The organism is Streptomyces sp. NPDC002537 (genome assembly GCF_053594975.1).
The window spans coordinates 24,228-47,492 of the sequence record NZ_JBSFWT010000015.1 but is presented as its reverse complement, the minus strand read 5'-3'; the positions used below and the strand labels follow the sequence as shown (position 1 = coordinate 47,492).

Below are 23,265 nucleotides of genomic sequence, written 5' to 3'. Positions count from 1 at the left end.
ATCACGATAGTCGGCTGACAGTGAAGCTTCAACAGCATACGTGCGCATGCCACTTGATTTCGGCCATACCGTGAATCCTTCGCCTACTACGGCGAAGTGGACGCGCCGTGAACGCCGCGGTAGGGCCGACCGCCAGGGGCGCCGACGGGGCGGGACCGTCCGATCCAGTCACCCACAAGGGTGAGAACAGTACGTCTGTCATCCGATGGTCGGGACACACCGCTTCCATGGATCCGTCGACGAGGGGCTGCGCGCACGAGGGGGAACCGTTTGGACCGCCGCACATTTCAGAGTCGGCTGCTCGCCCTGGGGGGTCTGACCGCGGCCGGAGCACTGTTCGGGGCACCGGAGGCGGCGACCGCCGGTCCGGTGGGCAAGGGGATGCCGCGATCGGTGGTGGAGCACGGGCTGCCGTTCGCCGCGGAGACGCATGAGATCGTCAAAATGCCCGGCAGGCCGATGGTGTTGGTGTCGCAGATGTCCAACAGCCATCTGGTGAAGCTGCGGCTCGACCCGCGTACCGAGCAGGTGACGGGCATCAAGGCGTTCCCTCTCGGGCCGTCGGACGCGCTGTTGCACGGACTGGCCGTCTCGGCGCGGCACCCCGGGAGGATCTGGGCCACGCACGAGGGCGGGAACCGGCTGCTTCTGGTGGACCCGGGGGCGGACGCGCTCGATGCCGCGCCGCGTGTGGAGCGGGAGATCGCCGTCCCTGGCGGCGGCCACGGGCCGCACTACGTCAACGAGTACGGCGACGTGCTGTGGGTGACGTTGAAGGAGAGCAACCAGGTACTGGCCCTGGACCACACGTGTCCGGACCGCCATCGGCTCTTCGAGGCGAAGTCCCAGCCCATCTTCGCCGCCCGGCACCCGGTCAGCGGGGACTTCTACGTCAGTCAGGACAGCGCGAGTTCGTTGCTGCGGATCGACCCGCGGAGCGGGCGCACGTCGCAGATTCCCGTTCCGGCGGAGCGCGGCAGCACACCGGTGGGGCTGATCAGCGGGCCCGGCGGCGTCTGGGTGGTGCTGCTCGGCACGGCGGAGGCGGGGACCGGCACATTCGGCCGGATCGACGAGGACGGACGGATCGACTGGCACCGGCTGCGCGATCCGCAGGGGCATTCGGCGGGGCTGCTGCACCTGGCCTTCGATCCGCCGGGCACGGAACGCGGGCGGGAGCCCGGTCTGTGGCTGCTGGGATCGTCGATCGTCTCCGACAAGGTGCAGGACCTCATCGTCCGGGTGCGGTTCGACCCGTCCTGGACGCGGATCGTCGGGGAGGGCTACGCGGCACTGCCGACGCAGCACTGCAAGGCGCACCGCTTGCTGCCGTTGGAGCGCAGCGTCCTGGCCACCGAGCTGACGACCGCCAAGGTGGCGCAGCTGGCTGTTCCCGAGGAACTCTGCTGAGCGACGCGGTCGCGTCCGTGGGCCGGGCTCCGCGGTTTCGGGGCCGTCCGTCAGAATGCTTGTCGCGTCGGCCGGTTCGGAGTCGGCGGAAAGCTGACATCTGGAGGTCCCGGCCCATGAATTCCGATGAGTGCTGGCTGGTCGCGGGGCTCGGCAATCCGGGGCCGTGGTTCCGCGGCACGCGGCACAACGCCGGATTCCTGGTCGTCGACCGGCTCGCCGAGCGTCATGGAGCGACGTTCAGGCTGCACAAGGTCCGGTCCCGTGTCGCGGAGACCGAGATCGGCGGTCGTCGTGTGATCCTGGCCGAACCGCAGTGGTTCATCAACCTGTCCGGCAGCCCCGTCGTCACCGTCATGCGGAACTACGGCATTCCGGCCGATCGTCTGCTCGTGGTGCAGGACGACCTGGATTTCCCGTTCGGCGACATCCGGCTGAAGCGTGGTGGCGGTCCGGGCGGGCACAACGGACAGCGCTCGGTGATCAACGCTCTGGGCACCCGCGAGTGTATGCGTCTCCGCTTCGGAATCGGCCGGCCGCCGAAGGGCCGGACCATAGGGAAGTTCGTCCTGGAGGAGTTCTCCGAGGACGAACGAACAGAGCTGCCGACACTTCTGGACCGTTGCGCGGACACGGTCGAGACCCTGGTGCTCCACGGCTTGGACAGGGCGCAGCGAGAGTTGCACGCGGCCGACGTATGACTCGGCACGGCCGGCGGCGGAGCCCCCTGCGCGAGCGCCGGGGGGCCGGCCTTCACCGTGCCTCTACGGCACCCGCTGTCGTGCTGCTGTACAGGGCCTCGCCCATGGGGGAGCTCTCCCCGGAGACATGGGCCCGGACGGAGGCGAGGTAGGCGTCACGGCTGATGCGACCGTCGCCGTCGGTGTCCAGTGCGGCAAAGGCCGCTTCGACACTGCTGACCGGATTCCCCAGCGCCGTGCGCAACATCGTGAACTCCGGCAGGCGCAGGGCGCCGTCCTTGTCCGTGTCCGCAAGGTCGAACAGTGCGCCGAGCACGGGCTCGCAGATGCTGTCGAACGCCTCGGCGCCGGCCCACGCCGCGTACTCGTCGAAGGTCACCCCACCGTCGTCGTCCGCGTCCATCGATGCCCACGCCCGCTGTCCGGCCGTGCGGGCGACGACGACCAGTGGATCGTCCTCGGCATGTCCCGTGGCCAGTGCCACGCGCTCGGCCCGCGCGGAGTACTCGGCCTTCGAGATGACCCCGTCTCCGTCCGCGTCCAGCATGGCGAAGACCAGTCGCTTCGCGGTGATGTCGTCCACCAGATCCCTTTCTCCAGATACATCGGATACATCCGGTCGTGAGCGCGGCGTTCGCGCTCGGCTGTCCTTACCCGGCACCCCGGGGTTCAAGGCGGCCCGGACGGCTCGCGTCACGGTGATGTGGTGTGTGTGGCGCGTGTCCCGCGCACGGGCGGAACGCGCGCGGGCGACCCGCTGCCGGGAGCCGGGGACGGCGGGAGGGATCCGGGGTAGTCAGGGGCGGTAGCGGATTCGGGATTCTGGAGGGTGCATGGCCGGTGGGCGTGGTGCGGCAGTGGCGTTGAGTTCCCTGCTCCTGGTGGGCTCGTCCTTGGTGTGGGCGCCCACCGGTCAGGCTGACGGGAGCGGACACAGATGGGGCGTCCTGTGCACAGGGCCCAGCGAGAGTACGTACGACCCGCCGCTGACGCTTGCGCCACGCGATACCCGCGTCCACACGGAGGCCCAGTACGCGTGCACCGTCGCACCCGGCCGGACCGAATCGGCCACCGGCTCTCTGGACGGAGTGTCACCGGCGGCGTCCTGCAACGGTGTGGCCAGCCCCCGCCTCACGGAAACCGTGCGGTATGCCGACGGCAAGTGGTCGTCGATCGTTTACGACAGCGGGACGACCACCCGTGTCGCCGGCGCCCTTGACGTCACCCTGTCGGGCCGGGTCACCGCAGGGCGTGGCGAAGGGCAGTCGGCTCGGCGGGACGTGCTCCTCGCGCTGCCTCGCCAGTTGTCCACGGAGTGCCTCGCTTCCGGCATCAAGGGAAGCAACGGCCAGGCGCAGCTGGAGATCCGGCCGTGACCGGGGCCTTCGTGGGGATCCCCACCGAGCCCATCGGCAGCATCCCCCGGCCCGCCGAGCTGCTCGCGGCCATGGCGGACCATGGCGCCGGGCGGATCGGGGACGACGAACTCGCCGCCGTCCAGGACCGCGCGGTCCGTGACACCGTCCGCCGTCTGGAGGAGATCGGCTCGCCGGTCGTCACCGACGGAGAGCAGTCCAAGCCCAGCTTCGCCACCTACCCCGTCGCCGGACTGGACCGGCTGGCACCCGACGGTGTCGTCATCCCCTTCGCCGACGGGCACGAGCGGCGGCTGCCCCGTCTGACGGCGGGGCCGCTGCGTTACGCCGTGCACGCCGACCGGTATCTGCGGGCCGCCCGCCGGTACGCGACCGTTCCCGTCAAACAGGCCGTCATCGCCCCCTCGGCGCTCAGCCTGCTCTACCCGCCGGAAGGCATCGCCGGTTACCCCCGGGAAGTCTTCCTCGACGATCTCACCGCCGAGGCCGAGGCCGACATCCGCGGATGTCTGGACGCCGGTGCGCATGTCGTCCAGCTCGACTTCACCGAGGCGCGCCTCGCGCTGAAGCTGGACCCGGGCGGGGGCCTGTTGGAGCGGTTCGTCGCGCTCAACAACCGTGTGCTGGAACGCTTCTCCGCCGTCGAACGGACCAGGATCGGCGTGCACACCTGCCCCGGCGGCGACCAGGACTCCACCCACAGCCTCGACGTGGACTACGCCACCCTGCTGCCCGCGCTGCTGCGGCTCAAGGCTGGGGCCTTCTACGTCCAGCTGGCCGGCGAGCCGGAAGCGGACAAGGTTCTCGGTCTCCTCGCCGACCGTCTGCCCGGCCACGCCCGCGTGTTCATCGGCGTCACCGACCCGATCGACCCGCGCGTCGAGACCCCCGAGGAGGTCCGCGACCGGGTCCTGGCCGCCGCCCGTCATCTGCCCGCCGACCGCCTCGGCACCTGCGACGACTGCGGCTTCGCGCCCTTCGCCGACGACACCTCCACCTCCCGCGACACCGCCTTCGCCAAGATCCGCGCCCGGATCGAGGGCACCGCCCTGGCCGCCCGCGAACTGGCCGGCTGACAGCACCGTCTGCGTGGTGGCCGTCTCCCGTGACGGGAGCCGGGTACGCCGAAGGGCGGCGGCACCGTGGTGGTGCCGCCGCCCTTCGGCGGGTGGGAAGCCGGGCTCCGGATCAGTACGCGGAGTTGACGTTGTCCATGGAGCCGTAGGTCTTGGCGGCGTAGTTGCAGGAGGCGACGATGTTGGCGACCGGGTCGTAGATGTCCCAGGACGTGCCGTCGACGTGGAACGCCTTGAACGTCGGGTCGATGATCTGCAGCAGGCCCTTGGAGGGGATGCCGGCGACGGCGTTGGAGTCCCAGTTGTTGATCGCCTGGGGGTTGCCGGTCGACTCGCGCATGATATTGCGCTTCAGACCCTCGTAGGAGCCGGGGATGCCCTTGGCGTGCATGATGTCCAGCGCCTCGGTGATCCAGCCGTCCAGGTTGTTCGCGTACGCCTTGCGGGTCTCGACCGGCTTGCGGTCCTCGGAGCGGCTCGCGGCGGCCTGCTGGGCGGCCCGGTCGCCCTTGGTCTTGGCGGCGTCGGCGTGGGCCTGGGTGACAGCGGCCTGCTGGGCCTGCTGCGCCTGGCCGGAGTCGTCGGAAGCGGTGGTGTTCCACGCGACGGTCTTCACGGCCACCGGCTGGGTGTCGGAGGCGGCGAAGGCGTTCGGGACGGCGGCGCACGCCAGGATGGCGGCACCGGCCGCGGCGATGCCTGCGGCGGAGATCTTGTGAGCCTTGGGCAGACGGGTATAGCCGGAGATGGTGGAGCGCATGATGTGCTGAACCTCTTCCAATCGCGTGAGTCGCAGTGGCCCGGATCGGCGCGAACGAAAAGCGCCGTGTCTCGATCGACGGCGCCGTGCGACTCGGCAATTGTTAGCGGCGGCGAAAGGCGCTGGCAAAGGTGTGACCTACTACCGCGCTTCATACCGCCGGGGTCGCCGGGACCCAAAGAAATGCCCGGTTCGACCGCTTGCGGGGGTCACTACCGAGGTTCGTAAGTGATCTGGCTCCTATGCCCGGCCTCACACGGGGCGGCCTCCCGGCCGACCCGGAGCGACCGCTCGCACACCCGGGGTGACCACCCGCGCCGATGGCCGCCGAAAGGCTGGCGTAGGCTTCTGACCAGGCAACTTGACCCTCGGAGCAGCCATGTCGACAACCGCGGACGGTGCACGGGAGGAGCTGCGGCCGCAGCTGCTCGAACCGGAGCGGGTCCGTGGGCTGCTCGACGCCGTGATGAGCCTCGGGCACGGTCTGGAGCTGCCCCAGGTGCTGCGCGGCATCGTCCAGGCGGCGGTCACGCTCACCGACGCCGAGTACGGCGCGCTCGGGGTGGTCGGCGACGGGCAGCGGCTGTCGGAGTTCCTGCCCGTCGGGATGTCCGACGAGCTCACGGCCCGGATCGGCCGCACACCCTGCGGCCGGGGCATCCTCGGCGAGCTCATCCACAACCCCTCGCCCCTGCGGCTCACCGATCTCTCGCGCCACCCCCGCAGCTCCGGCTTCCCCGAGCACCATCCGCCGATGCGCAGCTTCCTCGGCGTGCCGGTCCGGGTCCGGGACGAGGTCTTCGGCAACCTCTACCTCACCGAGAAGCGGGGCGGCGCCTTCGACGAGGACGACGAGGCCGTGCTGACGACCTTGTCCATGGCGGCGGGCGTGGCCATCGACAACGCGCGCATGTACCACGAGAGCCGCCGCCGGGAGCGCTGGCTGGAGGCCCTCGGCGAGATCACCCGGAGCCTGCTGTCCGGTACGGACGCCGACGCGGCGCTCCAGTCGATCGCCGAGCGCGCGATGGAGGTCGCGAGCGCCGACCGCGCCGTCGTCCTGCTCCCGGCTCCGGCGTCCGGTACGGAGCCCCTGCTGACCGTGCGGGTGGCCCACGGGCCCGGCGCGGACCGGCTGCGCGGCCGGACGGTCCCGGCGACGGGCTCGCTGGCCGGGACCGCCGCGCGCACGGGGTCGCCGGTGGCCAGCGCCGACGCACGCTCCGACCCGCGGGCGCACCCCCTCGACGAGAGCGACGAGAGCGCGGAGGCGAGCTGCGGGCCCACCATCGCGGTCCCGTTACCGACGGGCTCCGGCGCCCGCGGCGCGCTGCGGCTGAGCCGGCTGGCCGGGCGGCCCGCGTTCGACGACACCGAGGTGCGGCTGGTCTCGGGCTTCGCCGACCAGGCCGCGATCGCCCTCGAACTCGCCCGGCGGCGGGCCGAGTCGGAGGAGCTGGCGGTGCTGCACGACCGGGACCGGATCGCCCGGGACCTGCACGACCTGGCGATCCAGCGCCTCTTCGCCACCGGCATGACCCTGCAGAGCGCGACCCGGCTCATCGACCGCCCGGAGGCAGCCGAGCGCGTCGGCCGCGCGGTGGACGACCTGGACACCACCATCCGGATCATCCGGTCCACCATCTTCGGGCTCCGCACGGCCGGTGACGGCGGTGCGGGGCTGCGCCGCGGCATGGCCGAGGCCGTGCAGGCCGCCACCCGTACGCTGGGCTTCGCGCCCGCTCTGCGGATCGACGGCCCCGCGGACACCGAGGTGCCCGACGAACTGGCCGCGCAGGTCCTGGCGGTGACGGTCGAGGCCCTCAGCAACACCGCCCGGCACGCGCGTGCCCGCCGCGTGGACATCACGCTGGTGGTGGCCGACGACGTGACACTGACGGTGGCGGACGACGGTGTGGGCGTCGGCGGCGGCCCGCACACGGGCGGCCTGGCCAACATGCGGTCACGGGCCGAACTCCACGGCGGCGCGCTGTCGGTGGAGTCACCCGCGGCCGGCGGGACCAGGATCGTCTGGCGCGTACCGCTGCCGGGGTGACCGCCGGGCTCGCGGGAGGCGTCCCCGTCAGGGTCGCCGCGCGCCCCGCCCTTCCAGCTGTCCGCGGGCCCGCCCGGCGATCTCCGCCGCCTGGACCCGGCGGCCCACGCCCAGCTTGGCCAGGAGGGAGGAGACGCGGTTCTTGACCGTCTTCTCCGCCAGCAGCAGCCTGTCCGCTATCTGACGGTTCGTCAATCCCTCGCCGATCAGCTCCAGGATCTGCCGTTCCCGGGGCGAGAGCCGGTCCAGCGCCGGGCCGTCCGGCTCCGCCCGCGACGCCTCGGGCGCGCGCAGCCGGGCCATCACGCGCGAGGCCGTGCGCGGGTCCAGCATCGACTCGCCCGAGGCCACCGTGCGGATCGCCGTCACCAGGTCCGAGCCGTTGATCTGCTTGAGGACGTAGCCCGCCGCACCGGCCATGATGGCGTCGAAGAGGGCCTCGTCGTCGTCGAAGGACGTCAGCATCAGACAGGCCAGATCCGGCATCCGCGCCCGCAACTCCCGGCAGACCCCGATGCCTTCGTGGTCGCCGCCGCGCCCGCCGAGCCGTACGTCCAGGACCGCCACGTGCGGGCGGGCGGCGAGCACGCCGGTGAGCGCGGCGGGTCCGGTGGCCGCCTCCCCCACCACCTCGATGTCCTCCTCCGCCTCCAGGAGGTCGCGCACCCCTCGGCGCACCACTTCGTGGTCGTCGAGGACGAAGACGCGCAGGGGCGCCGCAGAACTGTCCATGCGTTGCTCACTCCGTCGGGCGGGATGTACCGAATTGCCGGTCCACTGTATGCCGGTGCCCGGCACGGCGACGCGCGCGGGTCGCCCTCGCCGGGTGGTGCGGTGCCGGCCGAAAACCCCCGCCCACCTGCCGGGCAGGGCCGAACGGCCCTGGTGGATAGGGCCGAACGGGCCCTGCCGGGGGTTGCCATACTGACGCCGCCCACCCGCCGGACGGGCCGGAACCCCCGCCCGCCGGACCCATCGGCGCGACATGCCGCGCCCGCGTAAGGAGCCCCCACCGTGACCCCCGTCAACGCCGACTACCACGCGCTGCTCGCCCGGCACGACGCCATGCGGCTGCGGCAACGGCTGCTGTCCCCCGGGCGGCACACGGACACGGACCGTGCCGCGGACGAGACGGCCCGGCGCCACGACGGCGCGGCCGACCAGCGGGTGATCCTCCGTCACCTCGATCTCGTGCTGCCCCTCGACGAGCTGATCGGCCACCTCTACGACGCGATGTTCGCGCAACGCCCCTTCCTGCGGTCGCTGTTCCCCGCCTCGATGGAGTTCCAGCGCCGCCACCTCGCGGCGATCCTCCACTACCTGATCGAGAACCTGCACCGGCCGGAGGAGATCCGGGAGGCCTTCGCCCGGCTCGGGCGCGACCACCGCAAGCTCGGGGTGCGGCCCGCGCACTTCGCGACGTTCGAGGCCGCGCTGCGCGAGGCCCTGCGCCGCACGGCGGGCACACGGTGGAACCGGGCCATGGAGGAAGCCTGGCTGCGCATGCTGCGCTTCGCCGTCACGGCCATGGCCGAGGGCGCGGACGCCGCCCTCGCCGAACCCCCGGCCTGGCAGGCCACGGTGGTCTCGCACGAGCCGCGCCGGCCGGGCCTCGCCGTCCTGCGGGTGCGGCCGCACGAGCCCTACCCGTACCGGGCCGGGCAGTACGCGTCCGTGGCCTCCCCGCTGCTGCCGCAGGCGTGGCGGCAGTACTCGCTGGCCCGCGCCCCGCACCCGGACGGGGAGCTGGAGTTCCATGTGCGGCTGACCGGCGCGGGCGGGGTCAGCGAGGCGCTCGTGCTGCGCACCCGTGTCGGGGACACGCTCCGGCTGGGCCCGGCGGGCGGAACGATGACACTCGACGACAGCCTCCCGCGCGACCTGCTGATGGTGGCGAGCGATGTCGGATGGGCCGCCGTCAAGGCGCTGCTGGAGGAGCTGGCGGCCCGTCGGCAGGCGCACCACCGCGTATTCCTGTTCCTCGGCGTCCCCGGTCCCGGCGGGCTGTACGGCGAGGAGTCGCCTGCCGATCTGGAGCGCCGCCGCCCGTGGTTGCGCGTGGTCCCGGTGATCGGCGAGGGCCCGGCCGCGGACCCGTACGGGCCGCTGGTGGACGCGGCGGCCGGCCACGGCGACCGGTCCGGACACCTCGCCTTCGTCAGCGGCCCGCCCGCCATGGTGCGCGCGGCCGTGGCGCGGCTCGCCGGTGCGGGGCTGCCCGCCGGACGCGTCCGGCACGACCCCCTGCCCCCCTTGCCCTACGACGAGGTGCCGGCGGCGGCCGTGCGCTGAGGGGGGCCGAGAGCCTGCCGGAGACCCCTGGTGCACGGTCACGCCGTCCGCTACGTTCGCCTCGCGTACCGCATTGCTTCACTCCAGCGACACCTTCCCCTCTTCCATGCTCGCTGCTCTTGGATCGCACCGCAGGCTCCGTATTCCTCACCCCAAGGGGTCCCCGTCTCATGTCCGAACTCAATCGCCGGCGCTTCCTCCAGATCGCCGGCGCGACCGCGGGTCTCGCGGCTCTGTCGAGCAGCATCGAGCGCGCCGCCGCCATTCCCGCCAAGCGCCGCTCCGGCACGGTCGAGGACGTCGAGCACATCGTCGTCCTGATGCAGGAGAACCGTTCCTTCGACCACTACTTCGGTTCGCTGAAGGGAGTGCGCGGCTTCGGCGACCCCCGTCCGGCCGCGCCCTCCGGCGGCAGGTCGGTCTGGCACCAGTCGGACGGCACCAAGGACGTGCTGCCCTACCGCCCGACGGCGAAGGACCTCGGGATGCAGTTCATCGCGGGCCTCAACCACGACTGGGCGGGCGGCCACCAGGCGTGGAACGGCGGGAAGTACGACCAGTGGATCCCGGCCAAGGGCACGGGCACGATGGCGTACCTGACGCGGGAGGACATCCCCTTCCACTACGCGCTCGCCGACGCGTTCACCGTGTGCGACGCCTACCACTGCTCCTTCATGGGGGCCACCGACCCCAACCGCTACTACATGTGGACGGGCCACGCGGGCAACGACGGCAAGGGCGGCGGCCCCGTCCTCGGCAACGAGGAGGCCGGCTACGACTGGACGACCTACCCGGAGCGGCTGGAGCGGGCCGGGATCTCCTGGAAGGTCTACCAGGACACCGGTGACGGCCTGGACAAGGCCGGTTCCTGGGGCTGGCTCGACGACGCCTACCGCGGCAACTACGGCGACAACTCGCTGCTGTACTTCAACCGCTACCGCGACGCCAAGCCCGGCGACCCGCTCTTCGAGAAGGCGCGCACCGGCACCAGCGTCAAGAAGGGTGACGGCTACTTCGACGTCCTGCGGGCCGACGTGAAGGCCGGGAAGCTCCCCAAGATCTCCTGGATCGCCGCCCCGGAGGCGTTCTCCGAACACCCCAACTGGCCCGCGAACTACGGCGCCTGGTACATCTCCCAGGTCCTGGACGCCCTCACGTCGAACCCCGAGGTGTGGAGCAGGACGGCCCTGTTCATCACCTACGACGAGAACGACGGCTACTTCGACCACGTGCTACCGCCGTTCCCGCCCGCCTCCGCCGCCCGGGGCGCCTCCACCGTGGACACCGCGCTCGACCTCTTCCCCGGCAACGCCCACTACGCGGCCGGGCCCTACGGACTCGGTCAGCGCGTGCCCATGCTCGTGGTCTCCCCCTGGAGCACTGGCGGCTTCGTCTGCTCCGAGGTCTTCGACCACACCTCCATCATCCGGTTCATGGAGCGCCGCTTCGGTGTGCGCGAGCCCCATATCTCGCCCTGGCGGCGGGCGATCTGCGGCGACCTCACCTCGGCGTTCGACTTCCGGCTCCGGCAGACGGCGCCCGCCCGGCTGCCGGACACCCGCGCGTACGCGCCGCAGGACCGGCTCCGGCACACCAGCTATGTGCCGACGCCGCCCGCCCACCCCTCGCTGCCCAAGCAGGAGCGGGGCTCGCGGCCCGCGCGCCCGCTGCCGTACGCCCCGGTGGTGGACGCGGCGGTGACACCCTCGACCGGGCGCGTCACGCTCACCTTCAGCGGGGGCCCTGCGGCGGGCGTGTGCTTCACCGTCACCTCCGCGAACCGCGCGGACGGGCCGTGGACGTACACCACCGCGGCCGGCGCCGGGCTCTCCGACACCTGGAACACGGCCTCCTCGCACGGGGCGTACGACCTGGCGGTGCACGGGCCGAACGGCTTCCTGCGCGCCTTCAAGGGCTCCGGCACCACGGCGGGACCCGAGGTGACCGCCCGGCACGACGCCCACGGCGGCCGGGTCGAACTGACCCTGGCCAACCACGGCGAGGCCGACTGCCGCCTCACCCTCACCGACGCCTACGGCGGGAAGAGCGAGACGGTCCGGGTGCGGGCGGGCAAGCGCGTGGTGCGGAAGGTCGACCTACGGCACAGCAGGCGTTGGTACGACGTGTCCGTGGTCTGCGACACCGACCGCGGCTTCCTGCGCCGCTTCGCCGGGCACGTCGAGAACGGCGAGCCGGGGGTGAGCGACCCGGCGATCGTCACGGTCTGAGGCCGGGTTCCCGGCCGCCCTCCGGACGCCGTGTACGGGCCTCCGGGAGGGCGGCCGGGGAGCCGCCGTCGACCGGCAGGTTCGACACCCGTCAATTCCCGCCATTCTCGGCGGTAGTCCGGACATGCCACGCCGTATCGGACGGGGTCGACTGAAGCACCACTGAACCTTTCGACCCGATATGCGGCTGCCGAAGGCGTCGAGAACCGTCGGCGGGCCCCCGGCTTGATCCACCCTGCCGTCACACTCTCCCGGCATCGCCCCGCTTCTCCCCGGACATGATGTCGATCATGAGCGGTCCCGCCGATCCCCGAGGAGAACTGACGCCATGTCACAGCAGCACCCCGGACCGGTCACCGGCACCGGCACCCATCTGCGGCGCGAGCTCAGCCCGGTGGAGCGCTGGTACTGGACGGCCGACCGGACCTCGCCGCTCAGCGGCCTCGTCCGCACCCGCGTCCACGGGGACCTGCCGCCGGAGCTGCTGCGCCGCGCCCTGGACGTCCTCCAGGACCGGCACCCGCTGCTGCGCGTCGCGATCACGGGTGACGGCGACGGGGAACGCCTCGCGTTCCGGCCCGTGGAGACGCCGATACCGCTGCGCCACGTCGAGGTGGCACCGGGGGACCCCGAGGCCGATACCCGGTGGGAACACGAGACCAATGAGCACGAGTTCATGGAGCGCGTCGACTGGCGCACCGGCCCGCTGCTGCGCGCGACCCTGATCACACGGGAGGCGGACGCCGAGCACCCGGAGGCCGTCCACGACCTGCTCATGGTGGCCTCCCACTGCGTCGCCGACGGCATGACGGGCCTGTCCCTGCTCGAGGAGTTGCTCGGCATCGCCGCACAACTGGCCGCGGGCGGGGAACCGACGCGCGCGTCGCGCCCGGCACTGCCCGCCGCGGAGGACCTGCTCCCCCGTCGGCACCGCGGCGCCGAGGCGGCCGCCGCCCTCGAGGAGCTGCTCCGGCGCGACGAGGAGGAAGTCCGGCGGCTGCGGCCCCGCCGCGTCCTCCCCAGCCGGGCGGTGCCCTTCGAGCGGCGGCGCACCCGGCTGGTGCACCGGTCGCTCACCGCCGGGCAGTCGGAGCTGCTGGCGCAGGCCTGCAAGCGGCACGACACCACCGTCCACGGGGCCCTCGCCGCCGCGATGGTGACCGCCGTCGCCCAGGAGGCCGGTACCACGGAACCCGCGTACTTCTCGATCGGCTCCCCGGTCGACTTCCGCCGGGAGCTGGAGACGGCCGTCTCCTACGAGGACGCCGGGAGCTACGCCTCCACCCTGCCCTCCCGCGTCCGCTACGAGCCCGGCGCCGGCCTGTGGCCCATGGCCCGCGCCATCGGCCGGGACCTGACGGGCCGCCGGAAGCGCGAGGAGCACCTGACCATGCTCAACCTCATGGACCGGGCCGGGCCGAAGACCTCCGCCGACGGCGAGGCCTTCATGCGGTACATGGACGAGCAGGGGCCGCTCAACCTGTGCCTTTCCAACATCGGCCGCTACGACTTCCCCGGCCGGCTGGGCCCCTGGAGCATCTCGGACACCCAGCTCGTCGCGGCCGTCTCGGTGACGGGCGCCATCGTGGCGACCGCCAACACCAGCCACGGCGGCCTCGCCTGGAACTTCAGCCACGTCGACGGCTTGGTCCCGGCCCCACGCGCCCGGCGCCTCGCCGACGAGTCGCTGCGCGTCCTGCTGTCCGCGGTCTCCGCCTGACGGCTCTCGCCGCCCCCTCCTCATGGCCGCTCAGCCGTGTGCCGTCAGGGCCGCTCCGGCAAGGCGCCGACGCTCGTCGCCGACCTGACGGCCTCGCCCGGGCAGCCGGCCCTGAGGACGGGCTGCCCGTTCCGATCCGGATCAGTCGCCGGAACCCCGGGTGCCCACCCAGGTGGCCATCAGGGACTGGACCGCCGAGCCGTCGCGGTCGGCGAGCTTGGTGGCCGTGAAGTCACGGGCCCAGTCGGAGGTCTGCGCACGGAACACCGGCCACTCGGCGGTCAGCGCGTCGACGACCGTGGCAGCGGCCTCGGCCGGGGACTGCGCGGTGCCGAAGGACTTCTGGGCGCGGTCGATGTACGCCTGGAGCGCGGGGGCGTACGGGCCGGACGCGGCCAGCAGGGCCGGGATGTCGAGCCCCAGTCCGGCCACGAACTCGGTCGCGACCGCGCCCGGCTCGACCACGGTCACGTGCACGCCGACCGATGCCGCGACCGGGGCCAGCGACTCCATGAACCCTTCCACCGCGAACTTCGCCGCGCAGTAGGCCTCGTTGAAGGGCTGGCCGACCACTCCCCCGACGCTCGTCACGGTGATGACGCGTCCCCGCGACGCCCGCAGGTGCGGCAGCGCGGCGCGCGTCACCTCGACGACGCCGAAGTAGTTGACCTCCATCGCGGCGCGGACGGCGGCCATGTCGTCCCGCTCGACGGTTCCGATGTGACCGGCGCCCGCGTTGTTGACCACGGCGTCCAGCCGCCCGTACTCGGCGACGACCTCCGCCAGGCAGTCCGTGACGGACCCGGCGTCGGTCACGTCCAGCCGCCCGACCCGGACCAGATCGCCGACGCCCGCCTCGGAAGCGGCCTTCAGCAGGGCGTCCGCCTTGCGCGGGTCGCGCATCGTCGCGACGGTCCGCCAGCCGGCACGCGCCGCGCCGACCGCGGCGGCGAGGCCGATGCCGGAAGAGGTGCCGGTGATGAGAACGGTCCTGCCGGTCACGGGGGTCATGGGGCCTCCACCGAGCGAGCGTTTCTGTGTGAGTACATGCATACCGCCCGGACCGGCCCCATGGCACGCAACGACCTCACCCTCAGGCCGCGCCGGCCGCGTGTTCGTGTTCGCAGGCGGCGTCGATCCCGTATGTCTCCCATACGGGGAACCCGTCCTCGACGGGGACGGGTTCGCCCTCGGCCAGCAGGCACGCCGTGAGCGCCGCCCGCAGGGCCTCGGCGCGCAGGCCGGTGCCGATGAAGACGAGTTCCTGGCCCTGGGCGGTGCCCGGTTCGCGGGCGCCGGAGGGCTCGAAGCGGGCCACCGCCCCGGCCTGTGACCACAGGCCGGTCACCCGGGGGCGGCTGGCCAGCCAGAAGAATCCCTTGGAGCGCAGGACCCGGCCGTACGTACCGCTGTCGAGCTCCTCGGTGACGAAGGTCCACAGACGCCCCGGGTGGAAGGGGGCTCGCGAGCGGAACACGGTGGAGGAGATGCCGTACTCCTCGGTCTCCGGCACATGGTCGCCGTTGAGCTCCTTGACCCAGCCGGGCGCCTGCTGGGCGCGTTCGAGGTCGAACAGGCCGGTGCCCAGGACATCCTCCAGTGCCACGCGTCCGTGGGTCGTGGACATGACGCGGGCGGCCGGGTTGAGCCGGGACAGCATCGCCCGCAGGCGGTCGGCCGCGTCCGCGTCGACCAGGTCGAGTTTGTTGACGACGATGACGTCGGCGAACTCGACCTGGTCCATCAGCAGGTCGCTGACGGTGCGTTCGTCGCCCTCGTACTGGTCGAGCCCCCGCTCGGCGAGCTCGTCCCCGCCCTCCAGCTCGGTCAGGAAGGTGGCGGCGTCGACGACGGTGACCATCGTGTCGAGACGGGCGAGGTCGCCGAGCGTCGCACCGTCGTCGCGCGGGAAGGAGAACGTGGCGGCGACGGGCATCGGCTCGGAGATGCCGCTGGACTCGATGAGCAGATGGTCGAAGCGGCCCTCCCGGGCCAGCCGGGCGACCTCTTCCAGCAGGTCGTCCCGCAGGGTGCAGCAGATGCAGCCGTTGGTCATCTCGACCAGGCGCTCCTCGGTGCGGGAGAGGGCGGCCTCACCACCGCGGACGAACGCGGCGTCGATGTTGACCTCGCTCATGTCGTTCACGACGACCGCGACCCGCAGGCCCTCCCGGTTGCCGAGCACATGGTTGAGCAGGGTGGTCTTCCCCGCCCCCAGGAACCCGGACAGAACGGTCACGGGCAGTCGCTCGCGCGCCATGCCGGTCAGCCTTCGGGGCGCAGCAGGCCGCGCTCGTACGCCTTCACCAGCCGCTGCGGGACCCGGTGCACCGATCCGTCGATCGTCACCGGCACCAGCCGCGGCGTCGCGGCCTTCCACCGGGCTCGGCGGTGGCGGGTGTTGCTGCGGGACATCTTCCGCTTCGGGACGGCCATGAGGGTCTCCTGAGTGAGGTGATCGGCGTCATCGGCGACCGTACATGAAAATGAATTCCATCTCTACCTCGTTGGGTACCCGTACGGCCGCGCCACGACTGGCAGCCGTGATCCGGCCCGAGGATGCTGGAGCGTGTCGCACAACGCGGAAGAGCGGGAGCGGGTACGTGAGGGCACCGGGTGCGAGGCGCGCTGCCATGGGGCGCTGGTGCCTGCGTCACCTCCAGCTGCTGCCGGTCCTCCTCCTCGTCGTCGGCGTGATCCTCGACTACAACACCTCTCCGCACTTCAGCGCCGAGGCCTTCTACACGGCCGCCCCGATGACGGCCGCTGCGCTGCTGTCGCTGCGCGCGACGGTCCTGGCGGGCCTCGGCGCCTGCGCCGCCGACGCCGCGCTGCTCGCCCACTTCGGCTTCCTCGACGATTCCGGCGGGCGGAGCGAGCTGGCTGCGGTCGCGACCGTCTCGGCCTTCGCCGTCGTCGTCAACCGTCTGATGTACTACAGCGACGTACGCCTGCGGTCCGCGCGCAAGGTGGCCCTCGCCGTACAACGCGCCGTACTGCCGCAGCCGCCGGCCTCGATCGGGCCGCTGCGGATCGCCGTGCGCTACCAGTCGGCCGTCAAGGACGCGCAGATCGGCGGCGACCTGTACAGCGTGCAGGACACCCCGTACGGGGTGCGCTGTCTGATCGGCGATGTACGGGGCAAGGGCATGGAGGCCGTCAAGGCGGTGGACGTGGCGCTGGGGGTGTTCCGGGAGGCCGCCGACGACGAGCCCACGCTCGTCCGGATCGCGGCCAGGCTGGACCGGGCGCTGCTGCGGGAGGCGAGGCGGCGGACGGGACCCGAGCAGACCGAGGGGTTCGTCACCGGACTCCTCGCCGAGATCCCGCACTCCGGCGACGAACTGCGGCTGGTCAACCACGGCCACCCGGCCCCGCTGCTGCTGCGCGGCGGTGAAGTGCACTGTGCGGAACCGTCCGTTCCGGCACTCCCTCTGGCATTGGGGGAGCTGGGCACCGGCGAGGACCGGACCGACACGGTGCCGTTCCCCCCTGGGACGACCCTGCTGCTGTACACCGACGGCCTCACCGAGGCGCGGAACCGCGCCGGGGTCTTCTACGACCCCGGCGCCCGGCTGGCCGGGCACGACTTCCCCGGGCCCGACGCGCTGCTCGACGCTCTTCTCACCGACGTGGGCCGGCACGCCGGCGGCCGCATCACCGATGACATGGCGCTGCTCGCGGTGACGCGGGACGGGGAATGCGCGGGTTCCTGACAGCGCCCGCCCTGCCAGTGCGCGATATTCAGCGGGCCTATGCGGGCAGCGGGCTCGGGCCGTAGGCGTTGTCGTGCGGCGTGCTGTCGAGGGCCCAGAGCACCACCAGGACGATGATGCCCACGAACGGGATCAGGCCGATGAGCAGCCACCAGCCCGACCGGCCGGTGTCGTGCAGCCGGCGGATGCCGACGGCGATGCTGGGCAGGAGCACGGCGAGGCTGTACAGCGCCCCGAGGAGAGGGCTCGTGCCGAGCGCGGCGTCGACGACGGCCACCACGATGCTGATGACGAAGCTGATCAGAGTGAACATCCAGAATTCCTGGCGGCCTGCCCGCCCGCTGAATGCCGTGTACTTCTTGAGCACATCCACGTACCAGTGCACGTTCGCCCCCCGAAGTGCCGTGGCGGGACCCGTTCATGGGCCGGGCCTCAGGCTGAAGGTAGGGGGCTCGGAAGGGTTGGTCAACCGTTGTGCGGGGGCGGCCGACCGGCACCCGCACCGTACTGCGGGCCGTCGGCGTACGCGTGCGGGAGCCGGGCCGCGGTCAGCCCGCCGGCCGCTGTTCCTCCGGCTCGGTGCCCGCCGGGGGGTCGATCACCGGCACCGGTTCGAGGCCGATCTTCTCGGCGATCCGGGTCAGCAGGACGTCCTGCGCGGCGAGGTGGCCCTGCAGGTGCGCCATCTCGTGCAGGGTCGCGCTCGCGTCGTGGAAGGTCGCCTCGGAGCGCTTGTCCGACGCGGCGGCCTGTACGTTCTGGCCCACCATGATGACCGACAGCAGGACGAGTTGCAGGAACGTCTGCGCCACCCAGGACACGATCGCCGCCGCACCGGCCTTGATCGCGTCCGGGAGGCTGATCAGGTCGAACAGCGCGAACACGTAGGCGCACCACATGCTGCCGACCGCCCGTGTGACGACGATCGCGACCTTCGTGTTGAACCGCGTGACCGCGTTGCCCTGCGGGTGCTGGTCGGTGACCTTCACCGGTCCCTGGGCGTCCCGTGAGGCGATGTGCGGGTGCGGCAGATGCTGATAGATCGTCATGACTTCGGTTCTACCCCGTGGTGCCTCTGCCCGGGGTGTGCGCCGGGTCAGGACTGCGCAAGTTTTCCACGGGCCGCCCCCGACGCGGACCGCGACGGACATGACCGACAATCGCCGTATGAACGTCCCCGAGCTGCTCGAAGCCGCCTCCCTGCTGGTTCCCGAAGAGACCGCCACCGGAAACGACATCACGGTGAACGACGTCTGGGACCACCTCGTCGGCGACGAGTGGGACGTCGCCCTGGAGTTGCTCGAGGAACTCGGCGACGGCCGTCCGCTGCCCCCGGAGTTCTGGGAGACACTCGCCGACGCCGCCCGGCAGTTGAGGCTGGAGCGAAGCACGGCCTGGTGCCATTGGCGCCATTACGAAGCCCTCAACGGTGTGATCCGGGCGGACCTGACGCTGCGGCCCGCCGAGGAAGCTCGCCGCAAGACGCCCGTCCCCGGCGCCGGGATCCTGCGGCCGATGTGGGACATCGGGCATCGCTCCCCCGCCGGTGAGCCGGCGGTCAACATCGCCGCGCTGTGGGTCGAGGGCAGGCATTCCCTGGAACCGGGCGGCCGGTCGCCGGTCCGGCTCTCCCCCCTCGTCCCCTCCCGGTGGCGGCACCTCCGGCCCGGCCGGCGGATCACCATGTACGAGGACCGGACGGTGGCCGGGACCGCGACCGTCCTGGAAGTCCGCCCACCCGTCACCGCGACGCCGTCGGCATGACTCCCGCGCGCATGCGCGGCCGCGACCGGGACAGCGGATAGCTTCCCTCCATGGACGAACGCAATGGCCTGGCCGTTCCCCGTTCCCTGGCGGAGGTGTGCGACCCGGCGCGCCTGGCACTGCTCGTGTACGACATGCAGGTCGGCATCCTGGAGCAGATCGGCGAGCGCGACCGTGTCGTCGGCCGGGTGACGGAGGTGCTCGACGCCGCACGTGCCGCGGGGGTCCGTACGTACTTCCTGCGCCATGTCACGCTTCCCGTCGAGCTGATGGGCGTCTCCCAGTTGCGCATGTGGCGCGGCTGGCAGCGGGCGGAACGGGCGGCCGATGTGGTGTCCCCCTTCCCGCCGCACGCCGCGCACACCCAACTCCTCCCCGGGCTGCGGCCCATGGACCGCGAGGCGGTGATCGACAAGATCACCATGTCGGCGTTCGAGGGCACCTGGCTCGATATCGCCCTGCGCGACTGCGGGGTCACGGCGGTCGCCGTCGTCGGTGTCGCCCTGGAGATCGGCATCGAGCCCACCGCCCGCCACGCGGCGGACCTCGGCTACATCCCGGTCGTCGTCACCGACGCCTGCGGGGCGGGCGACCCGGAGGCGGCCGAGCGGTCACTGGCGGCACTGCGCTTCGCGGGGGACGCCGTGCTGACCACCACCGAGGAGTTCCGCGCCGCACTCGCACACCGTTGATCTTCCACCGGACGGCGGGACGGCGGGACGGCGGCATGGGTCACAGGAAGTGTCCGCTGGGCAGGTACGGTGCCGGGGCCGTCATGCCACGGACGGCGAGGTATCCCTCCTGGCCGATGTCGAGGCGGGCCGCCAGGCCGACGTCGACCGCCCACTCGTTGGCGGTGGTGACGCAGTTGACGAGGGTGTCTCCACGGGAGGCGGCCAGGGCCTCCCACAGGAGGCTCCGCGCGGTGTCCGTGTCCGCGGCGGCCAAAAGCGCCGCTCTTCCCCGGTCGTCGATGTACACATAGCCCGGCCCGCCGTTCGTGCGGGACACGACGAGCCGCAGGGTGGCGAGCATGTGGCTGTGGTCGGATCCGTGACCGGCCCCGCGGAGGTCCTGGTCCAGCCGGTTCATCCAGTCGATGTCGTCGGCCCGCCCCTCGCGGAGCCCGGTGACGGCCGGGAGCGTGGACCGGTCGACGGTGCCGACCATCCGCATCTGCGGATACAGCGAGAAGCCCGCCAGCCGGTACCGCCGGGTCGCTCCGGGGTGCACGGTCGAGGAGAACATGCCCTGCCGGCCGTCGGCGTGCGCCAGGACCGCGTCCATCAGCCGCCGCCCGATGCCCCTGGCCTGACGCGCGGGCACGACACCGTACGTGGCGAGGTACCAGAACCGGCCGCGATTCTGCGCGACCGCGAAACCGACGACCTCGGCGTCGTCCACGGCCACCCAGCAGCCCCCGGGGTCCCGGGCGAGGAAATACCCCACCCGGTCGATCCACTGCCGCGTGGCGGACGCCGAGCGGGGTTCGATCTCCGGCTCGCAGACCCGCCTGCTCAGCCGGTCCGCCTCGAAGAACGTCACCGCGGAGGCGCGCTCCGCGGCGGGGAGGTCGTCCGGTCGCATCGGCCTGACTCGCGCAGCGTCCATGACGGTCAGTGTGCGGACCGGCGCACCCGCGCGCATCCGATTTTCGCACCCGGCCCCAGGGCCCGTGTCCATGGTCGCGGGTGCCCGGCTAGCATCCGGGCATGTCTGTTCACGAAGTAGAGATCAACGCGCTCCAGGGCGGTCCCGCGGACCTGGGGCAGTACCGCGGCAAGGCCGTGCTCATCGTCAACGTCGCCTCCAAGTGCGGCCTCACCCCTCAGTACTCCGGTCTGGAGCGCCTGCACGAGCGGTATGCCGCTCGTGGCTTCACCGTCCTCGGCGTCCCCTGCAACCAGTTCCTGGGCCAGGAGCCCGGGTCGGCGGCGGAGATCGCCGAGTTCTGCTCGGCCACGTACGGGGTGACCTTCCCCATGACCGAGAAGATCGAGGTCAACGGGGACGGGCGGCACCCGCTGTACGACGGACTCGTCACCACCGCGGACGACGAGGGCCACACCGGGGACATCCGCTGGAACTTCGAGAAGTTCCTCATCGCCCCGGACGGCACCGTGGCGGCCCGCTTCTCCCCGCGGACCGAGCCGGACTCCGCCGAGGTCGTGGCGGCCGTAGAGCGGAACCTGCCCGCCTGATCCACGACTTCGTCGACAGCGCCTTCGGCGGCCTCGACGTCGGCCGCGAGGACGGGCCGGAGTTCCGGGCCTGGCTGCTGGACCGTATGGAGATCGGCAACGCCTCGGGCTACGAGCGGTATCGGCGGCTCGTCTCGGTGCTCGGCGGTCTGCCCGCCGACCCCGGCATGGGTCCGGCCGTCGAGTGGCTGATCGCCGGCCTGCGAGCCGACCGGACGTAGGGCCCGGCCGTTCCGCCGAACCGTGCATCGCGCGATGCGATGCACGGTTCCCGCCCCGACAACCAGGGAGATGTTCATCAAGCCCCTGAGCTGATCGCGTGTTCAGACCCGGGCCTGGTGCAGGACCTGGATTTCGGTGGACTCGTAAACTCCCCAGATTCCGCTTTCCACGCCGGCGGCGCGCCATTCGAGGCCGCTCGCCGGCACGTGGGGGGCGAGCAGGCCATGGGCGTTGATCCAGGCCGTGCCGCACTCCAGTTGTCCGGCCATATGAGCCGCCCGCTCCGGGTCCGCGCTCCATACCGAACCGGAGAAGAAGCGGGTGGCGTTGGCGCGGTCCACGGCGTCGGCCGGCTCGGCGTACGCGACGACCGGCAGGGCCGGTCCGAACTGCTCCTCGGCCACGATCCGGCTGCTGTCGTCGACGTCGGCCAGCACGGTCGGCTCGTAGAAGTACCCCGGCCGGTCGATGGGTTTGCCGCCCGCCGCGGCCCGCGCCCCGCCGCGCAGCGCGTCGGTGACCAGTTCCGCGACCCGGTCGAACGCCGGCCTGTTGTTGACCGGGCCGAACCGGACACCGGGATCGGCGCCGTTGCCGACGACCGCCGACCGGGCCCGGCCGGCCAGCGCCTCGACCACCTCTCCGTAGAGCGCCCGGGGCACGTACACCCGCTTGAGCGCCGAGCACCACTGGCCGTTGTTGCGGAAGGCGGCGTCGAAGATCCTGTCGGCCACACCCGCCGGATCGACGTCGTCCAGCAGGATCGCCGGGGCGCTGCCGCCGAGTTCCAGGGTGACCCGCTTGAGGCCGAGTGCCGCGGCCGCGGCGACCCGTTTGCCGGTGGCCACCGAGCCGGTGAAGCTGATCTTCCGGGGTACGGGGTGGGCCGTCATCCGGGCGCCCAGCTCGTCACCGCCGCTGACCACGTTGAGGACTCCCGCGGGCAGCACGTCCCGCAGCAGTTCGCCCATTCTCAGCGTGGACAGCGGGGTGTACGGCGACGGCTTGAGCACCATGGTGTTGCCCGCCAGCAGCGCCGGTCCGATCTTCCAGGCGGCCAGCGCGAGCGGAAAGGTCCAGGACGTGATGGCCGCGACCGGGCCGACCGGCCGCCGGACGATCACGGCGGACGCCTTCCCGTCGTCCTCGCCGGCCTGGCGGGGTATCTCCAGGTCGGCGAAGTGCTTGAGCCAGTATCCGGAACTCATCACTTCCGACCTGGCGTTCGGTATCGGCTTGCCCTGCTCGGTGGTGAGGACGGCGGCGAGTTCGCCCGCATGCGACATCAGCACGTCCGCCGCGGCGTGGAGCGCCTTGCGGCGCGTGTCGATGTCCGCGCTCCATGCCCGGCGGGCAGCGGCAGCGGCGGCCATCGCCTGGTCGAGCTGTTCGGGCGAGCAGTCGGGCGCGTGCGCCGCCTCCTCGCCGGTGGCAGGATTCACGACCCCGAACGCACTCGACGCCGACACGCTTCTGCCGCCGATGGTCATCGTGAACTCTGGCATCACTGCCTCCAACCTCGGGGGTCCGGTGGCCGGGCGGCGGAGCCCAGGCGGCCGGCGCGGCGGAGCGGGTGACGGCGGGGGGCGCGGCACCGTCGCGTCGCGGCTTCGCACCGTGCCGGACGATCCCACCGTGACAAGTTTCCGCCCCTCGTACATGTGGTTCCGCGACGCGGCGTCGGCCGACCCCGGCGGATTCCCAGCTGCCCCCCGATGGACTCCAGCTGGGAATCGCCATTCC

The 23,265-nt window shown here is 72.1% G+C and carries 23 protein-coding genes; 13 read left to right on the top strand and 10 right to left on the bottom strand.

The annotated features are described in order from the left end of the window. Nucleotides 1-270: 270 nt before the first annotated feature. Nucleotides 271-1,410, top strand: coding sequence for a hypothetical protein (locus ACWD4A_RS09805; protein WP_451191677.1), 1,140 nt, complete (start codon nt 271-273; stop codon nt 1,408-1,410). Between the two features lie 116 nt (nt 1,411-1,526). Then, nucleotides 1,527-2,111: an aminoacyl-tRNA hydrolase gene (gene pth, locus ACWD4A_RS09800; protein ID WP_451191675.1), complete on the top strand. Its 585-nt coding sequence runs from the start codon at nt 1,527-1,529 to the stop codon at nt 2,109-2,111. 52 nt (nt 2,112-2,163) lie between these two features. Here the strand turns inward: pth and ACWD4A_RS09795 are convergent, their stop codons facing one another. Further along, nucleotides 2,164-2,694, bottom strand: coding sequence for an EF-hand domain-containing protein (locus ACWD4A_RS09795; protein ID WP_451191673.1), 531 nt, complete (start codon nt 2,692-2,694; stop codon nt 2,164-2,166). Nucleotides 2,695-3,226: 532 nt separating this feature from the next. On the opposite strand from ACWD4A_RS09795, the gene ACWD4A_RS09790 reads away from it, so the two are divergent. Both ACWD4A_RS09790 and ACWD4A_RS09785 read left to right on the top strand, forming a co-directional pair. Next, entirely contained in the window at nt 3,227-3,487 is a 261-nt protein-coding gene (locus ACWD4A_RS09790; RefSeq protein ID WP_451191670.1) for a hypothetical protein, read from the top strand. Then, complete coding sequence (locus tag ACWD4A_RS09785) at nt 3,484-4,563, top strand: cobalamin-independent methionine synthase II family protein (RefSeq protein ID WP_451191667.1); 1,080 nt, start codon at nt 3,484-3,486, stop codon at nt 4,561-4,563. The genes ACWD4A_RS09790 and ACWD4A_RS09785 overlap by 4 nt, the downstream gene beginning before the upstream one ends. 112 nt (nt 4,564-4,675) lie before the next feature. On the opposite strand, the gene ACWD4A_RS09780 is transcribed toward ACWD4A_RS09785, so the two are convergent. Further along, nucleotides 4,676-5,323: a transglycosylase SLT domain-containing protein gene (locus ACWD4A_RS09780; protein WP_451191665.1), complete on the bottom strand. Its 648-nt coding sequence runs from the start codon at nt 5,321-5,323 to the stop codon at nt 4,676-4,678. 379 nt (nt 5,324-5,702) lie between these two features. Between ACWD4A_RS09780 and ACWD4A_RS09775 the strand changes: the two genes are divergently transcribed. Further along, complete coding sequence (locus ACWD4A_RS09775; RefSeq protein ID WP_451191662.1) at nt 5,703-7,379, top strand: GAF domain-containing protein; 1,677 nt, start codon at nt 5,703-5,705, stop codon at nt 7,377-7,379. 27 nt (nt 7,380-7,406) lie between these two features. On the opposite strand, the gene ACWD4A_RS09770 is transcribed toward ACWD4A_RS09775, so the two are convergent. Next, complete coding sequence (locus ACWD4A_RS09770; protein ID WP_451191659.1) at nt 7,407-8,111, bottom strand: response regulator; 705 nt, start codon at nt 8,109-8,111, stop codon at nt 7,407-7,409. Nucleotides 8,112-8,393: 282 nt separating this feature from the next. Here ACWD4A_RS09770 and ACWD4A_RS09765 point away from each other — a divergent pair, with 282 nt between their 5' ends. The 3 genes from ACWD4A_RS09765 (at nt 8,394) to ACWD4A_RS09755 (ending at nt 13,619) form a co-directional block, all read left to right on the top strand. After that, entirely contained in the window at nt 8,394-9,671 is a 1,278-nt protein-coding gene (locus ACWD4A_RS09765) for a globin domain-containing protein (RefSeq protein ID WP_451191656.1), read from the top strand. Nucleotides 9,672-9,841: 170 nt separating this feature from the next. Next, the gene (locus ACWD4A_RS09760) at nt 9,842-11,899 is read left to right on the top strand and encodes a phosphocholine-specific phospholipase C (protein ID WP_451191653.1); all 2,058 of its coding nucleotides are present in this window, start codon (nt 9,842-9,844) and stop codon (nt 11,897-11,899) included. A gap of 328 nt (nt 11,900-12,227) precedes the next feature. Further along, nucleotides 12,228-13,619, top strand: a complete 1,392-nt coding sequence (locus ACWD4A_RS09755) for a phthiocerol/phthiodiolone dimycocerosyl transferase family protein (RefSeq protein WP_451191651.1) — start codon at nt 12,228-12,230, stop codon at nt 13,617-13,619. A gap of 141 nt (nt 13,620-13,760) precedes the next feature. On the opposite strand, the gene ACWD4A_RS09750 is transcribed toward ACWD4A_RS09755, so the two are convergent. The 3 genes from ACWD4A_RS09750 to rpmF all read right to left on the bottom strand — a co-directional run bounded on the left by ACWD4A_RS09750 (nt 13,761) and on the right by rpmF (nt 16,055). After that, a complete protein-coding gene (locus ACWD4A_RS09750) occupies nt 13,761-14,630 on the bottom strand; it encodes an SDR family NAD(P)-dependent oxidoreductase (protein ID WP_451191648.1) in 870 nt (289 codons plus the stop codon). A gap of 82 nt (nt 14,631-14,712) precedes the next feature. Continuing rightward, nucleotides 14,713-15,879, bottom strand: coding sequence for a GTP-binding protein (locus ACWD4A_RS09745; protein ID WP_451191645.1), 1,167 nt, complete (start codon nt 15,877-15,879; stop codon nt 14,713-14,715). A 5-nt stretch (nt 15,880-15,884) separates the two neighbouring features. Further along, complete coding sequence (gene rpmF, locus ACWD4A_RS09740; RefSeq protein ID WP_451191643.1) at nt 15,885-16,055, bottom strand: 50S ribosomal protein L32; 171 nt, start codon at nt 16,053-16,055, stop codon at nt 15,885-15,887. A gap of 197 nt (nt 16,056-16,252) precedes the next feature. On the opposite strand from rpmF, the gene ACWD4A_RS09735 reads away from it, so the two are divergent. Further along, a complete protein-coding gene (locus ACWD4A_RS09735; RefSeq protein ID WP_451191640.1) occupies nt 16,253-17,335 on the top strand; it encodes a PP2C family protein-serine/threonine phosphatase in 1,083 nt (360 codons plus the stop codon). A gap of 37 nt (nt 17,336-17,372) precedes the next feature. Here the strand turns inward: ACWD4A_RS09735 and ACWD4A_RS09730 are convergent, their stop codons facing one another. Both ACWD4A_RS09730 and ACWD4A_RS09725 read right to left on the bottom strand, forming a co-directional pair. After that, a complete protein-coding gene (locus ACWD4A_RS09730; protein WP_451191638.1) occupies nt 17,373-17,720 on the bottom strand; it encodes a DUF805 domain-containing protein in 348 nt (115 codons plus the stop codon). A 163-nt stretch (nt 17,721-17,883) separates the two neighbouring features. Continuing rightward, nucleotides 17,884-18,384, bottom strand: coding sequence for a hypothetical protein (locus ACWD4A_RS09725; protein WP_451191636.1), 501 nt, complete (start codon nt 18,382-18,384; stop codon nt 17,884-17,886). 118 nt (nt 18,385-18,502) lie between these two features. On the opposite strand from ACWD4A_RS09725, the gene ACWD4A_RS09720 reads away from it, so the two are divergent. Continuing rightward, nucleotides 18,503-19,099 carry a hypothetical protein gene (locus ACWD4A_RS09720; protein ID WP_451191633.1) on the top strand — a complete coding sequence of 199 codons (597 nt, stop codon included), beginning with the start codon at nt 18,503-18,505 and terminating at the stop codon, nt 19,097-19,099. Nucleotides 19,100-19,149: 50 nt separating this feature from the next. Beyond that, entirely contained in the window at nt 19,150-19,791 is a 642-nt protein-coding gene (locus ACWD4A_RS09715; protein ID WP_451191631.1) for a cysteine hydrolase, read from the top strand. A gap of 40 nt (nt 19,792-19,831) precedes the next feature. On the opposite strand, the gene ACWD4A_RS09710 is transcribed toward ACWD4A_RS09715, so the two are convergent. Continuing rightward, nucleotides 19,832-20,710, bottom strand: coding sequence for an N-acetyltransferase family protein (locus ACWD4A_RS09710; RefSeq protein WP_451191628.1), 879 nt, complete (start codon nt 20,708-20,710; stop codon nt 19,832-19,834). Nucleotides 20,711-20,811: 101 nt separating this feature from the next. Here ACWD4A_RS09710 and ACWD4A_RS09705 point away from each other — a divergent pair, with 101 nt between their 5' ends. Further along, nucleotides 20,812-21,300, top strand: a complete 489-nt coding sequence (locus tag ACWD4A_RS09705; protein WP_451191626.1) for a glutathione peroxidase — start codon at nt 20,812-20,814, stop codon at nt 21,298-21,300. Between the two features lie 86 nt (nt 21,301-21,386). Continuing rightward, a complete protein-coding gene (locus tag ACWD4A_RS09700) occupies nt 21,387-21,521 on the top strand; it encodes a hypothetical protein (RefSeq protein WP_451191623.1) in 135 nt (44 codons plus the stop codon). A 102-nt stretch (nt 21,522-21,623) separates the two neighbouring features. On the opposite strand, the gene ACWD4A_RS09695 is transcribed toward ACWD4A_RS09700, so the two are convergent. Further along, nucleotides 21,624-23,027 (bottom strand): aldehyde dehydrogenase family protein, encoded by a 1,404-nt coding sequence (locus ACWD4A_RS09695; protein ID WP_451191621.1) that lies wholly within the window; start codon nt 23,025-23,027, stop codon nt 21,624-21,626. Nucleotides 23,028-23,265 lie beyond the last annotated feature (238 nt).